This window comes from Limimaricola cinnabarinus (assembly GCF_002723615.1).
Classification (GTDB): Bacteria; Pseudomonadota; Alphaproteobacteria; order Rhodobacterales; family Rhodobacteraceae; genus Limimaricola; species Limimaricola cinnabarinus_B.
Genome location: NZ_KZ304966.1, coordinates 1 through 14,646 on the forward strand (window position 1 = coordinate 1; position 14,646 = coordinate 14,646).

A 14,646-nucleotide genomic window follows, 5' to 3' on the forward strand; every position below is an offset into this window, starting at 1 on the left:
CCGCCGCCGAGCCGCCGCGTCAGGGCGAGGGCGAATGCAGCCGATCCCACCGACATCGCGATCGCCAGCAGGAAGCCGATGGATGCGCCCAGCGACTGCAGCACGAGGGCCAGCGTGATACAGAATACCGCGAGGCTGGACATGCCGAACAGGCTGGCATGCGCGGTGCGTGTGACCGCGATGACGCCGAGGTCGCGGTGTAGCGACAGGCCGATCGTCGCGAACCCGATCGGAAAGGCCAGGAGCGCGCCGGACAACCGGCTGCCGAAGGTCGAGGACAGGATGCTTATCAGCCCGACCAGCAGGCCCGCCGCGAGGCCGCGCAGCAGCAGCAGCAGGAAAGACCGCTGCCCGGCCCGCCCGGCTTGCGGTCGCACGAAACCGCGGCCCAGTCGCCATGCCAGCAGCGTCGCCAGCGCAAAGGACACTCCGCCGGTGGCGATGCCCGGCTCGACCGCGCCGAGCAGCAGAGCGGTCAGGATCCAGACGGTCGCCGCCAGAGCCAGCGTCGACACCGGTGCAAGCCGGGCGGGCGCGATCACGTAGATCAACAGGAACATCTGCGTCGCCGTCAGCGACAGCAGCGACAGCAGCGCGGAGTCCACGACAAAGGCCAGCGGCTGGTCGCGCAGCAGAAAAAAGTATCCCGGTCCCAGCACGATCGGCAGGCCTGCGAATATCCCCCCGAAAGCCGGCCCGGCCCGAGCGGCCAGTTCGACCACCAGAATGACGATGGCGCCGGTCCCCGCGACGCGCACGAGAAATTCGACCACCTGAACCGCATCCATCAGCGCGCCCCCCCGTTCCACTGCCGCGGGCGATCGCGGCCTGTGCCAGATGTCACGCGTCTCATCAGAAAATGTCGGACCGCTCGTACTGCACCGGCCAGTCGACGTTCCGAGCCTTCAGCGCATTGGCCGCCTTGAGGGGCCAGTGCGGATCGGCCAGCAGCCCAAGGCCGATCAGCACCAGCTCCGCCGCGCCATTGGCGACCACCGACTCGACCGGATCGGGGGCATTCAGAAGCCCGACCGCACCGGTGGCGATGCCAGCGGCCCGCCGCACCTCCTGCGCCTGCGGCACCGGCCAGCCGGATGCATAGGCATTTTGCGAAGCAGACAAGGTGGCCCGGCCGCCCTCGACCGACCGAAAGCGGACAGGACGGAACAGGTGCGGATGCGGGTCGCGCCGCAGGATGCGACGCCCATCCTCGCCCGACAGCCTCGCATCTGTTTTCGGTGAATCCTCTTGCATCAAGAGCCTCGAAGTGTTGGGCGGCGTGCCGCCATATATGGTGCAGTGAAACGCTCGATGCCATCAATGAGGCATGTCCGTCGCCAAGCCTGCTATTTGCAAGCAGCCATATGGCTTCCCTGTCGCCCGCCCGCCCGAAACGACTGAAGAGCCCCGCCTTCCGGGCCGCCATGCGCGGCTCAGCCCGGCAGGGGAATGTAGTCGTCGCGGTCGCCATCGGGCAGGTCGAACCGGCCCCGGCCCCAGTTGGCGGCGCGCCATTCCTCCTTGGCGTGCTCGATCTTGTCGCGGCTGGAGGAGACGAAGTTCCACCAGATGTAGCGCGGCCCGTTCAATGTCGCGCCTCCGAGCGCCATCAGCCGCGCGCCCTGCGGCCCGGCCTTCACCGCGATGCGGTCGCCGGGGCGGAACACCATCATGCGCCCGGCTTCGAACGCCTGTCCGGCGATGCTGACCGAGCCTTCGGTGATGTATAGCCCGCGGTCCTCATGATCGTCGGGCAAGGGAAACAGCGCCTCCGGGGCCAGCGTGACGTCGAGGTAGAACGTCTCCGACTGGAGCGTCGCCGGCGCGGTGCGGCCATAGGCAGAGCCGAGGATCAGCCGCGCCCTGACCCCGCCATCCTCGAACTCGGGCAGCGTTTCGGCGCCGTGATGCTCGAAATCGGGCGCCATGTCCTCCCGGTCCTCGGGCAGCGCGATCCAGGTCTGGATGCCGTAGAGCGCGCCGGGGCCCGAGCGCGCCGCGCTGCTGGTGCGCTCGGAATGGGTGACGCCGCGCCCGGCGACCATCCAGTTGACCGCGCCGGGGCGGATGATCTGATCGGTGCCGAGGCTGTCGCGGTGGTGTAAATCGCCCTGGTAGAGATAGGTGACCGTGCCGAGCCCGATATGCGGATGCGGGCGCACGTCGATGCCGTGGCCGGTCAGGAACTCGGCCGGACCGGCCTGGTCGAAGAAGATGAACGGCCCGACCATCTGCCGCCTGGGCGCCGGCAGGGCGCGGCGCACCTCGAAGCCGCCCAAGTCGCGGGCGCGCGGCACGATCAGGGTTTCGATGGCGTCGGCACCGACCTCGTCGGGGCAGACCGGGGCAAGCATGGGGTTCCAGCTCATGAGTGTTTCCTTTCCCCCCTACCCTATGTCGCCTCAAAGCGCCCGGCCACGGCCGAGCGGTTCGCGCTTCGCGAACGCGGGGTTCCGTCGACGCCGCTTTCCGAGCGCCCAAAGCGGCCCTAGCTTTGACCGCGATACAGCTTTGGAGGGCAAGACGATGTCCGGCATCCACCACGTCACGGCGATCACCCGCAAGGTGCAGGCCAATGTCGATTTCTACGCCGGCTTTCTCGGGCTGCGACTGGTCAAGCGCACCGGCGGGTTCGAGGATGCCGAACAGCTGCACCTGTTCTACGGCGATGCCGCAGGCAGCCCCGGCTCGCTGGTGACCTTCCTGGCCTGGGAGGACGGCGCGCCGGGGCGCGTGGGTCACGGACAGGTGGCGGAGATCGCGCTGGCCGTGCCGCGCGATGCGATCGGCAGCTGGTTGACCCGCGCCCTGGAGGCCGGGCTGCCGGTCGAGGGCCCGAGCCGCGAGTTCGGCGAGCCGGTGCTGCGCCTGAAGGACCCCGACCGCATCATCGTCAAGCTGGTGGGCAGCGACGCCCCGGCCACGGCCCCCTTGTCCGACCCCGCCGCGCCGACGCGGCTTCGGGCTGTGACATTGCTGAGCGAGGCGCCCGAGGCCAGCGGCGCCTTCATGGGCCGCTTCGGCTACCGCGAGGTGGCGCGCGAGGGGGGCACACGGCGCTGGGCCTCGGCGCGCGATGCGGTGGACATCCGCGATGCCTCGGGCTTCGTGCCGGGCATCCCCGGCACCGGCATCATCGATCACGTCGCCTTCCGGGCCGAGGATGCCGACGCCCTGCGCCGGATGCGGATCGCGCTGAAGGAGCATGAGGACGCGACGGCGGTGCATGACCGGAAATACTTCCTGTCGCTCTACGTTCGCGACCCCGCCGGCATTCTGATCGAACACGCCACGGACGGCCCCGGCATGGCCGTGGACGAGAACATGGACCATCTCGGAGAGACGCTCTTCGTGCCCGAGGGCGATGCCGCCCGAACCGGGGACCTGCGCGTCATGCTCCCGCAGATCGCCCTTCCGGGCGAGGAAAGGATCGTCATGCGAGACCTGCCCTTCACCCACCGCTTTCACCGGCCGGACCGGCCCAACGGCCATGTCATCCTGGCGCTGCACGGAACCGGCGGCAACGAGACCGACCTGTTCCCGCTCGCCGCGCGCATCGACCCGGAGGCGACGCTCCTCGGCCTGCGCGGCCGCTCCACCGAGGAAGGCGTCACCCGCTTCTTCCGGCGGCTCGACATGACCCGCTTCGACCAGGACGACATCCGCTCCGAGGCGGCGGTGTTCGATGCCTTTCTGGACCAGGCACGGGCAGCCTACGGCATCGACGCCGGGGCGATCACCGTTCTGGGCTATTCCAACGGCGCCAACTTCGCCGCCGCGGTGGCCGGGCTCCATCCCGCTGCAATCCGCCGGGCGATCCTGCTGCGCCCGCTGATGCCGCTGGAGGAGCTGCCGCAGGCCGATCTCTCGGGGTTGAAGCTCCTGACCGTCGCCGGGAGCGAGGACCCTTACGGCCGCCTCGCCCCGCGTCTCAACGACTGGGCCGAGGCCTCGGGGGCTGCGCTCGAGGCGCATATATTGCCGACCGGCCACGATCTCACGCAAGGCGATCTCGACCTTGCCCGCCAATGGCTGAGCCATGCCCACCCCCAAGGAGAGACGGAATGACCGACATCACCATCACCAAGGAAAACATCGACGCGCGCCACGGCCGTTACGTGGCGCGCGTGGCGGGGGTCGAGGGTGAGGGCGAGCTGACCTTCACCCGCCGCTCCGAGACGGTCATCAGCGCCGATCATACCGGCGTGCCCGAAGCCCTGTCGGGGCGCGGCGTGGCGAAGGCGCTCTATGCCTTCCTGCTCGACGATGCCCGCGAGAGCGGCTTTCGCATCATTCCGGTCTGCCCCTTCGTCAGGAAACTGTACGAGCGCCAGCGCCGCGATCCGGCCTCCGATGTCGAGCGCCTCTTCACCACCGCCCGGTCCTGACCCCACGATCAGGGAAGACACAGATGGCCAGGACCGATCCGCAAATAGATCACCTGCTGGCCTCGGAAAACCGCGTCCTGGCGCTGATCGACGACCGGCCCGAGCAATCCGGTCGCGGCTGCGGAACTGGGCGCGGGACTTCGTTCTCCCCGGCATGGGGCCGCCGAAAATCTCCCGGCGGCCCCGTCCCGATCAGTCGATCGGCTTGAGCTTGGCTTCGATGCCGGCGCGCCGGTCTTCGAGGAAGGGCGGCAGCGACAGGCCTTCGCCCATGGTCTCGAACGGCTCGTCGACGGCAAAGCCCGGCCCGTCGGTGGCGATCTCGAACAGGTTTCCGCCCGGCTCGCGGAAGTAGAGCGAGCGGAAATAATAGCGCTCGACCTCGCCCGAGGACGGCACGCGGAACTCCCGGAGCCGCCGGGCCCATTCGTGGATCGAGGCGATGTCCGGGGTGCGGAAGGCGACATGGTGCACCGCACCGGCGCCTTGGCGCGCCAGCGGCAGGCCGGGCTGGACCGCGACATGCAGCTCCGCCGCCGGGCCGCCATCGCCCATCTCGAAGACATGCACCCGACCGGCGCCGTCCGGGCTCGGATAGTCGCGCGCCTCGCGCATGTTCATCACCCGGGTCAGCACCGCCTTGGTGGGGGCAAGCTCCGGCACCGAGATGGTGATCGGCCCGAGGCCACGGATCTGGTGCTCTGCCGGCACCGGGCTTTGCGCCCAAGGGTGGCTTTCGCCGCCCTCATCCGCGGTCAGCCGGAAGCGCTGGCCCTCCGGGTCCTCGAAATCGAGCGTCGCGCGGCCGTCGAGCGTGGCGATCTCGCCCGTCTTCACGCCGCGGTCGCGCAGCCGCCCGGCCCAGTAATCGAGGCTGGCCTCGGTCACGCGAAGCCCGGTGCGGCTGATCGAACGGGTGCCGCGGCGTTCCGCCGGGGCCGGCCAATCGAAGAATGTCAGATCGGTTCCCGGGGAGCCGGCGCCATCGGCGAAGAACAGGTGATAGGCGCTGGTGTCGTCCTGGTTGACCGTCTTCTTGACCCGGCGCAGGCCGAGCGTGTCGGTGTAGAAACGGTTGGTCTGGGCGGCGTCGGCATTGATCGCCGTCAGGTGGTGGATGCCCGTCAGGTCCATGACGTCCTCCTTGTCATTGCGTTGACCGGAATATCGGCGGCGCCCGCGCCCCTTGCCAGACGGCCCTGCCGGATCGCCGCGTTCGGGAATTCCGAACGCCGGCGCGCGGTGCTACTCTCCGGCCATGCGCTATACCCTTGACGAAATGGAAACCTTCCTCGCCGTGATCGAGCTCGGCACGCTGACCGCCGCCGCGGCCCGGCTGAACATCGCGAAATCCGTTGTCAGCAAGCGGGTCTCGGACCTCGAACGCGCGCTCGGCGCGGCGCTGTTCCGCCGGCAGGCGGGGCGCATCACGCCGACCGAGGCCGCCGACCGGCTGGCCGAGCGCCTGCGCCCCGCGCTGGCCGCACTCACCGCCGCCACCGAGTCCGCGGCCTGGGAGATGGACGGCTCCATCCCGCTTCGCGGCATGCTGAAGATCTCGGCGCCGATGACCTTCGGCACGCAGCATCTGAGCACGCTGATCGCGCGCTTCGCCGCGCGTCACCCGGAGCTCGAATTCCGCATCGACTACGACGACCGCTACCATGACCTCGCCCAGGAGGGCTATGATCTGGGCCTGCGTATCGGCGAGGTGCAAGACAGCGCTCTGATCCGCCGAAAGCTTTGCGATGATCGGATGATGGTATGCGCCAGCCCCGCCTATCTCGCGGCGCGCGGCACGCCCGAGACGCCCGGGGACCTCGCCGATCACGGCTGCATCGGCTATGCCCATATGGCGAATGCCCGCTTCTGGCAGTTTTCGGAAGGCGGCCGGACGCTGTCCCCGGTGACGCGGACCCGGCTGACGGTGAACAACGGCGAGGCGATGCGGGAGCTGGCGGCGGGCGGGCTCGGCATCGCCATGTTGCCCGGCTTCATCGCCCAGCCCGCAATCGACCGCGGCGCGCTCGTTCCCCTGCTGTCTGGCTGGGACACCCGGACCCTGCCCATCGCCGCGGTCTGGCCGCCGATCCGGCCGGTGCCGGCAAAGCTGCGCGCTTTCGTCGATTTCCTCGCGGGCGAGCTGAAGGACGGCGCGCCCTGGCGGCCCGCCCCCTCGGCGCGCTGAACACCGCGACGGCGGCTCATGCCGCGCGCGGCAGAGGGCGGCCATGCGCCCGGAAGGGCTGGCGCAGCTTGCGGCAGGCCGGGGTTTGAAACGCCCCATTGACCATTGTACCTGCTAGCCAGCGAAATGAGGGTGGGCATCGTGGATCGGACAAGCTGGCGCGTCATTGTCATCGCATATTCGACAGGCGTACTTGCCGCCGCTCAGGTCGGCCGTGTCGCGCCGGCCGGCACCGCCCTGGTGGCCGAGTTCGATATCGGCCTCACGGTCCTGGGATGGATGGTGTCGCTGATCACGTTCGCTTCGGCCATCGGAGGTCTCGGAGCCGGGTTGATCATTCAAAGAACGGGTGCCCGCCGGATGTTGGTCACCGGAACGGTGCTTCTCGCCGTATCGGTGCTGTTGTCCGCCCTCGCGCCGACCGTATCCGTTCTTCTCTCGATGCGGATCCTGGAGGGTGTCGGGTATCTTTTCGTCACCGTCGCCGCCCCGACACTGATCGCGCATTCCGCGGCGTCCAGGGATATGGCGCCCGCGCTCGCCTTGTGGGGCACGTTCTTCACCTGCGGCATCAGCCTCGCGGCATTCGCCGGGGGGTGGATGTCGGATATCCTTGGCTGGCGCGTCTGGACCGGCCTCAATGGAGTCGCGATTGCCGCCATTCTTCCGGCCATATTGCGGTATGTCCCGGCCTCGCCGATCGCCGTCGAACGCGCCGCCAAGGCCCGGTTCGACTGGTCTTTGCCGAGAGCCATCTGGATTCTGGGCTTCGCGTTCTGGGGCGTCACGTTCACCGCGCTCACGATCCTGAGCATGATGCCTTCCTTCCTGAAGGAAATGCGGGAATTCGCGCCCAGCACCATTGGCAGCATCACGGGATTCGTCGCCATGTCCAGCATTCTGGGAAGCCTCGTCTACAGCTTTTCGACGAAACGCCTCAGGGCCAATACCGTGGTGCTCCTCACGGTCGCCGTCACCGCTCTGGCGATCTTTCCGGCCTTTTCGGCCGATACTCCGCAAATGCGCGGGGTCATGTTTACTGCGCTGGCCGTGGCAGGTACGGGCGTTCTCATCGCGCATGTCTTTGCCTCGGTGCCACGCATGGCGGGGCGGAATACAAGGATCGGGCCGGCGAACGGCCTTGTCGCACAGATCGGAAGCATCGGCTCGCTGCTCGGCCCGCCCGTGATCGGCGGCTTCGTGACCATGGCCGGATGGACCGCATTGCCGTTGCTCGTAGCGCTCAGCGCCCTCGTGTTCCTGGCCCTGGCCTATCTGGCCGAGCGCCACCATGCCGCCGACGAAATGCCCAAGGCGGTCATCTGACCGGATGCCCCGGCCGCCCTTGGCGGGCGATGTCGCGCAGGGCGGCGGAGGCCTGCTTCAGGCGCTCCGTGAACCGCCCATCCGGGACGCTTCAGCCGGTTTCGCCGATCGCCCGGAGGTACTTCGAAAGCTCCCGCTCAAGCTGGTGCTGCAAGATGGGCTTGCCGATGAAGGCGAGCGGCTCCACGACCGACAGGGCCTCGCGCGTCGCGTCGTCGAGATTGCCGCTGATGAAGATGCAGCGCACGCCCAGATCCTCGTAAAGCCAGCGGGAGGCCTCGATACCGGACGCGCCGTTCGCAAGCCGCAGATCCATGAGGGCGAGGTCGGGCGCCTGCGCGCGCGCGGCGCTCTTGCAGCTCTCAATGTCATGCGCCACGCCCGTCACCGCATGGCCCAGCTCCTCCACCTGGTCCTGAAGGTCGAGCGCGATGAAGAACTCGTCCTCCACGATCAGAACGCGCAGGCTCATCGGGGCGGGAGCGGCATCCGGATGACCACCCGGTAGCCGGACGCCGCAGGGTCCGTGCTCATGGAGCCGTCTAGTTGCCTGACAAGGCCGCTGATGATGCGCGTGCCAAGGCCCTTTCCGGCCCCCTCGGCCTTGCCGGTGCCATTGTCGGTCACCTCGAGCACGAAGGTTTCCTCTTCCAGGCGGGTCGCGACCTCGATGATCCCGCCCGCGACGCCGGCCAGCCCGTGCTTGATGGCGTTCGTCGCCAGTTCGTTCACGATCAGCGCGAGGGGGATCGCCTTGTCGGCCGGCAGGGAGATCTCGACCGGCGCGCAGCGGATCTTTACGCCGGCTGTCCCGGCGTCGCCGGCGGCGAGGTTGCCGCACAGCTCGCGCAGATAGGCCCCGAAGGCGACGGTCGACACCTCGTTCGAGCGATAGAGCATCTCATGCACCGAAGTGACCGCCCGGACCCGCGCGGCCACCCGTTCGAGCCGTTCGCGCACTTCGCCCTCCTCGGCCCTGTGCGCGTCGGTGTTGAGGATGCTGGCCACGAGCTGGAGGCTGTTCTTGATGCGGTGGTTCACCTCCGCGAGAAGCGCCTCCTTCTGCGCCAGCAGGCGGTCCCGCTCCTCCAGCGTCTGCGCCAGCTTCTCCTCCCGCTCCTTGGAGGCGGTGATATCGAGACTGACCACCACGAAACGGGGCAGCGCGTCGCGGTGATCCCGCACCAGCTCGCCTTGCACCGACAACCACCGCCGCGCGCCGTCTTCCCGCACCAGCCGGTGCGTGAAGGCCACGGTGGTATGTTCCGGGGCGCTCATTTCCTGTTCGAACGCGGCATGCACGCCGGCCCGGTCATCGGGATGGATCAGGGTGAAGAAGTCGGTCGCCGGCAGGGTGCCCTCCCGCTCCGGCAGGCCCAGCATGGCGGCGAAGGCCCGCGAGACATAGATGGTCTCCGTGCTGGGGTCGTATTCCCAGAAGGCGAGATCGTTGAGCCGCTGGGCCGACCGCAGGCGGATCGCCTCGTCACGGCGGAACAATACCTCTTCGGTGACGTCCCTGACATGATGGATCAGCGCCACGACCTTGCCCTCCCGCAGGACGGGCGTGTTGAGCGGCTTCCAGTAGCGCTCCTCGAAGCCGCCCCCCGCCCCCCGGATCGGGATGTCGTATTTCTGGATGGCCATCGCATGCGGCCGCCGCGTCGCGCGCGCCGTCTCCAGCGAGGCGCGCAGGTTGCGCACGCCATCGGCGGTCGGGTCCTCGGGATTGTCGGGAAACGCCTCGAACAGCCCGATCTCGACCAGATCCTCGCGCCGGGTCCTGGTCAGGTCGAGATACATCTGGTTGACGTCGACGATCCTGAATTGCGGATCGACGACCAGATAGCCATGCGGCGCGGCCGCGAACACCGCGTTGCGCAGAACCTCAGCATCCAGATCCCCTGAAGTTCCTGCCATTTCGGCTCCTTGTGCATGTCGAACCATGGGCAGCAACTTGTAGCCTTCGGGCCGGAAGGCAAGCCCGAGAATCGCGGCCGGGGGCGGGGCGGGGGCGGGGCGCGGTCCTTTTGCCCCGCCATGGCCCCGGCGCAGGGTGCGGCGGCCCTGCGCCGGCTTTCCGCGCCTAGCCGGTCGACACGGCCACGGGGCCGTCATCCGGGGCTTCCCCGTCCCCGCCGGATGGCAGGTGGCGCCGCCCCTTCTTTTCGCCCAGCATCAGCATCGCGGGCGTCACCACCAGCGTCAGAACGGTGGCGACCACGAGGCCGCCGGCAATGGCCGAGGACAGCTCGGTCCACCACTGGGTCGAGGGCGCGCCATAGACGATCTCGCGGGTGAAGAAGTTGATGTTGAGCCCGATCACCATCGGCATCAGCCCGAGCGCCGTGGTGATCGAGGTGAGCACCACCGGCCGCAGGCGCTGCGCGCCGGTGCGGATCGCCGCCTCATAGGGCGACATGCCGGCCTTCTTCAGGTCGTTATAGGTGTCGATCAGCACGATGTTGTTGTTCACCACGATGCCCGCCAGAGCGATCACCCCGATGCCGCCCATCACCACGCCGAAGGGACGCCCGGTGACGATCAGACCGAACAGCACGCCCGCGACCGAAAAGACGATCGCCGACATCACCACGAAGCTCTGGTAGAAGCTGTTGAACTGCGTCACCAGAATCGCGAACATCAGCAGGATCGCCGATATGAAGGCGCCGACGAGGAAGGTCATCGCATCCGCCTGGTCCTGCGCCTCGCCGCCGAAGGACCAATCGACCGTCTCGGGCAGCTTTGCCGCCTCGATCGCGCCGCGCAGCGCGGTGATCTGATCGTTGACCAGAAGCCCCGGCGCGACATTGGCCTCGATCGACACCACCCGGCGCTGGTCGATACGCTTGATCGTGCCGGTGCGCGGGCTCGGCTCGAAGGTGACGAAATTCGAGATCGGCACCAGGCCGGCATTGGTCGGCACGCGCAGCGATTGCAGCTCCTCCAGCGTCCGCGCATCCGAGGGAAAGCGCACGCGGATGTCGACCGAACCATCGGCGTCCGAGGGGCGGTAATCGGCCACGGTGATGCCTTGGGTCAGAAGCTGCACCGCCTGCCCCAGAAGCGACACGTCCGCGCCGAAGCGCGCGGCCTCCGAGCGGTTGACGCGGATGCTCCATTCGACGCCCGGCAGGGGCCGGGTGTCGGTGACGTCGGTGAAGCCGCCGATGCGGTCCATCTCCGCGCGGATCGTCTCGACCGCCGCGGCCTGCGCGGCCGGGTCGGTGCCGCGCACCTTGATGTTGACCGGCTTGCCCGCCGACGGCCCGCTCGACGCGGTCTGCACCTGCACGTCGATGCCCGCGATATCGGCCATCCCGGCCCGGATCTCCTCGCCGATCAGCTCGGCGCTGCGGCGCGTGTCCCATTCGGTCAGCTCGAGCTGGATGGTGCCGATGGTCTCCTCGTCGCCCTGCCCCGACCCGGCGGTGGAGCGGGCATAGACCGAGGCGATCTCGGGGCGGTCGACCAGGCGGCTCTCGACCTCGCGCACCAGCTGGTCGCGCTCATAGATCGAGAAATTGTCCCGCGCGCGGACCTGCACCTGCATGAAATCCGGCTCGACCGACGGAAAGAAGCTGACGCCATTGCCGAACTGGCCATAGGCGCCGAAGGCGGCGAGCAGGAAGGCGAAGGCGAACATCAGCGTCGCCCCGGGCCGCAGGACCGCCTTTTCCAGAAACCGCACATAGCCGCCGATGAAGCCCTTGAGCGCGCGCGGATCGCCGATCTCGGCGGCATGGAGCTTTGCCTTGTCGGCGGCCGATTGCGGCGGCCGCTTGCCGATGATCCCGCCCACGACGGGGATGAAGACCAGCGCCATGAACAGCGATGCGGTGAGCGTCAGGATCACCGTGATCGGCAGGAACTTCATGAATTCGCCCACCGTGCCCGACCAGAACAGCAGCGGAAAGAACACCGACAGCGTCGTCGCGGTCGAGGCGATGATCGGCCAGGCCATGCGCTTGGCCGCCGTGGCATAGGCCTCCTTGGGTGCCGCGCCCTCCTGCAGCTGGCGGTCGGCCAGCTCGGTGGTGACGATCGCGCCGTCGACCAGCATGCCGACCACGAGGATGAGCGAGAACAGCACCACGAGATTCATCGTGAAGCCCATCGCCAGAAGCAGCGTGACGCCCGCCAGAAACGCGCCCGGTATCGACAGCCCGACCAGCAGCGCCGAGCGGATGCCCAGCGCCCAGACGATGACGATCATCACCAGGATCACCGCGGCGATGACGTTGGCTTCGAGATCCGAGAGCATGGTCTTCACCTGCTTGCTCTCGTCCTGCATGTAATTGATGTCGACGCTGTCGGGCCAGCCGGCCCGCGCCTCGGCCACCACCTCCTTCACCTCGGCCACGGTCTCGATGACGTTCGAGCCGATCCGCTTCTTGACCTCGAGCGCCAGCGCCGGCTGGCCGTCGATCCGGGCAAAGCCCGACGGATCGGCAAAGGTGCGGCGGATGGTGGCGACGTCGCCGAAGGTGACGACCGTGTCGCCGCGCACCTTCACCGGAAGCGCCATGACATCCTCGATGTCGGAGATCAGCCCCGGCACCTTGAGCACGATGCGGCCCGCGCCGTTCTCGATCGCGCCTGCGGCGATCAGCCGGTTGTTGCGGCTGATCTGGCCGATCAGCTCCTCGAAGGAGAGGTTGTAGGTCTCGAAGATCGTCGGGTCGATCAGCACCTCCAGAAGCTCGCTGCGCGAGCCCGCGACATCGACCTCGAGCACGCCGCCCAGACCCTCGATCCGGTCCTGCAGATCCTCGGCCAGCTGGTTCAGCGTGCGCTCGGGCACCGGGCCCGACAGGATCGCGGTGAGGATGGGAAAGAGCGCGGTGTTGGTTTCGGTCACGGTGATGTCGTTGGCATCCTCGGGCAGCTCGCCCGCGGCGCGGTCGGCGGCCTCGCGCACGCTATCGAGCGCCTCGTCGGCGTCGAAGCCCGGCTCGAACTCCAGCATCACCGAGGCATGGCCCTCGCTGGCCGAGGCTTCCATCTTCTTGAGACCGGTCAGCGCGCCGAACTCGGTCTCCATCGGCTCGATCAGCAGCCGCTCGCTGTCTTGCGGCGAGATGCCTTCGAGCGTGGTGAAGACATAGACCACCGGGATCGGGATCTCGGGCGAGCTTTCCTTGGGGATCGCGCCATAGGAGAGCGCGCCGACGCTCAGGATCGCGACCAGCGCGAGGATGACGGTGCGGCTGCGGCTGAAGGCCGCGTCGATCAGCCCGTTCATTGCGCCGCGTCCCCGTCGCGGCTTGCCGAGGCGCCGAGGATCATCGCGCCGGGGGCCGCCTGCGCCTCGGGCGCCGCTTCCGCATCGCTGCGCGCATCGACCAGCTCGCCGTCATTCACGAAGCCCTGCCCGACGCTGATGATCCGCGCCCGCTCGGGCAGGCCGCCGATCCAGATGCCGTCGGTCTGCGCCCGGATGATCTCGATCTCCTGAAAGACGACGCGCTCCTCGTCATCGACCGTCTTGATGCCGAGCGTGCCGTCGGTGCCGAGCGACAGGATCGCGGGCGAGACGAAATGCGCGACCTGCTCGCCGGTGGCGATGCGCACCTGCGCGCTGATCCCGGCGGGGATCGCGCCATCGGCATTGGGCACCTCGACCTCGGCGGTGAAGGTGCGGGTCTGGGCATCGGCGCTGCGCCCGACGAAGCGGACCTCGCCCGTCGCGGTCTCTCCGGTGATGAAGGCGACCTGCGCCGCCTGCCCGACCTCGATATCGGCCAGCTGCTGCTGCGGGATCTGGATCGAGATGCTGAGCGGGGTGTTGTCGACGATGCGCGCCACCTGCGCGCCCGCATTGACGAATTCGCCCTCCTCGACCTCGAGCGCCTCGATCCGCCCGTCGAAGGGCGCGCGCACGATTGTGTCGGCCAGCGCCTCCTCGGCCGCCGTCACCGCGGCCTCGGCCGCCGCCAGCGTCGAGCGGGCCTGCGCCACGCGGTCGACGGTCGAGGTGCCGCGCTCCAGCAGCGTCTGCGCGTTGTCGAATTCGCGCTGGGCGCGGTTGCGTTCTTCCTGCGCGCGCTTGAGATCGGCATCGCCCTGCGCCGTCTCGAACCGCGCGATCACCTCGCCCGCCACGACCTCGGCGCCGCGCCGGACCGGCACTTCGGCGATCTGGCCGCCGGTCTCGGCAAGGATCTGCGTGTCGCGCTCGGCCAGCGCCTGGCCTTCGGCCACGAAGACCTGCGCCACCGCCTGCGCGACCGACTCCTGCACCGCGACCGCGACGCGGCGCGGGGCCTGTTCGGCGGGCGCTTCGGCTGTCTCGGGCTCGGAGGGCAGAACGAAGCCGCTGCCCATCCAGCCCAGCAACGCCAGCACCAGCGCGGCCGCCACGAATTTCGACTTCGACGCGCCCTTGTCGCTTTCGAAGCGCAGCGGCGCGCGCTCCGTCCCGGCCTCGGTCTCAGCTTGGGTGGTCATGGTCGATCTCCTGGTGCGTCGCGCCGATCCGCGCGGACGAAATGAAATAGCGGCCTTTCGGCGCGTGTCAGCGGTCGGGCGTCTTTTCCTGTACCGAAGCGATCGCGATGGCGATGCCGCGGTGAAACCGCGCATGGGCTTCGAGCCGGTCCCGCGTTTCGGCCGCCGTCTCGGGCAGGGTCGCGATGATGTCTTCGAACTTCCGGCAAACGGCGATGCGCCGCGCGCGGATCGGTCATCTCGCAGGCCCGGCCGGTCATTTTCGTCCTTTTTGAAACTGTCGTGGAAGCAGGC

The 14,646-nt window shown here is 68.5% G+C and carries 12 protein-coding genes; 4 read left to right on the forward strand and 8 right to left on the reverse strand.

What is annotated here, in order from left to right; genetic code table 11:
• From CJ301_RS13675 to CJ301_RS13685, 3 genes are all read right to left on the reverse strand, one after another.
• The coding region (locus tag CJ301_RS13675) for a hypothetical protein (RefSeq protein ID WP_099277949.1) at positions 1-788 on the reverse strand (788 nt) is incomplete at its 3' end.
• A 64-nt stretch (positions 789-852) separates the two neighbouring features.
• The gene (locus tag CJ301_RS13680) at positions 853-1,257 is read right to left on the reverse strand and encodes a hypothetical protein (protein ID WP_162620533.1); all 405 of its coding nucleotides are present in this window, start codon (positions 1,255-1,257) and stop codon (positions 853-855) included.
• 176 nt (positions 1,258-1,433) lie between these two features.
• Complete coding sequence (locus CJ301_RS13685) at positions 1,434-2,369, reverse strand: pirin family protein (protein WP_099277951.1); 936 nt, start codon at positions 2,367-2,369, stop codon at positions 1,434-1,436.
• 157 nt (positions 2,370-2,526) lie between these two features.
• Here CJ301_RS13685 and CJ301_RS13690 point away from each other — a divergent pair, with 157 nt between their 5' ends.
• Positions 2,527-4,068: an alpha/beta fold hydrolase gene (locus CJ301_RS13690; RefSeq protein ID WP_099278013.1), complete on the forward strand. Its 1,542-nt coding sequence runs from the start codon at positions 2,527-2,529 to the stop codon at positions 4,066-4,068.
• Positions 4,065-4,388 (forward strand): GNAT family N-acetyltransferase, encoded by a 324-nt coding sequence (locus CJ301_RS13695; protein ID WP_099277952.1) that lies wholly within the window; start codon positions 4,065-4,067, stop codon positions 4,386-4,388. The genes CJ301_RS13690 and CJ301_RS13695 overlap by 4 nt, the downstream gene beginning before the upstream one ends.
• 192 nt (positions 4,389-4,580) lie before the next feature.
• Here the strand turns inward: CJ301_RS13695 and CJ301_RS13700 are convergent, their stop codons facing one another.
• The gene (locus CJ301_RS13700; protein ID WP_099277953.1) at positions 4,581-5,522 is read right to left on the reverse strand and encodes a ring-cleaving dioxygenase; all 942 of its coding nucleotides are present in this window, start codon (positions 5,520-5,522) and stop codon (positions 4,581-4,583) included.
• 124 nt (positions 5,523-5,646) lie between these two features.
• On the opposite strand from CJ301_RS13700, the gene CJ301_RS13705 reads away from it, so the two are divergent.
• Both CJ301_RS13705 and CJ301_RS13710 read left to right on the forward strand, forming a co-directional pair.
• Positions 5,647-6,576, forward strand: a complete 930-nt coding sequence (locus CJ301_RS13705) for a LysR family transcriptional regulator (protein WP_099277954.1) — start codon at positions 5,647-5,649, stop codon at positions 6,574-6,576.
• A 126-nt stretch (positions 6,577-6,702) separates the two neighbouring features.
• The gene (locus CJ301_RS13710) at positions 6,703-7,902 is read left to right on the forward strand and encodes an MFS transporter (RefSeq protein ID WP_099277955.1); all 1,200 of its coding nucleotides are present in this window, start codon (positions 6,703-6,705) and stop codon (positions 7,900-7,902) included.
• Positions 7,903-7,993: 91 nt separating this feature from the next.
• Here the strand turns inward: CJ301_RS13710 and CJ301_RS13715 are convergent, their stop codons facing one another.
• The 4 genes from CJ301_RS13715 to CJ301_RS13730 form a co-directional block, all read right to left on the reverse strand.
• Positions 7,994-8,374 (reverse strand): response regulator, encoded by a 381-nt coding sequence (locus CJ301_RS13715; protein ID WP_099277956.1) that lies wholly within the window; start codon positions 8,372-8,374, stop codon positions 7,994-7,996.
• Entirely contained in the window at positions 8,371-9,822 is a 1,452-nt protein-coding gene (locus CJ301_RS13720; RefSeq protein WP_162620534.1) for a sensor histidine kinase, read from the reverse strand. Before CJ301_RS13720 ends, CJ301_RS13715 begins: the two co-directional genes overlap by 4 nt.
• A 166-nt stretch (positions 9,823-9,988) precedes the next feature.
• Complete coding sequence (locus CJ301_RS13725; protein ID WP_099277958.1) at positions 9,989-13,147, reverse strand: efflux RND transporter permease subunit; 3,159 nt, start codon at positions 13,145-13,147, stop codon at positions 9,989-9,991.
• Positions 13,144-14,352, reverse strand: a complete 1,209-nt coding sequence (locus CJ301_RS13730; protein WP_099277959.1) for an efflux RND transporter periplasmic adaptor subunit — start codon at positions 14,350-14,352, stop codon at positions 13,144-13,146. The genes CJ301_RS13725 and CJ301_RS13730 overlap by 4 nt, the downstream gene beginning before the upstream one ends.
• Positions 14,353-14,646 lie beyond the last annotated feature (294 nt).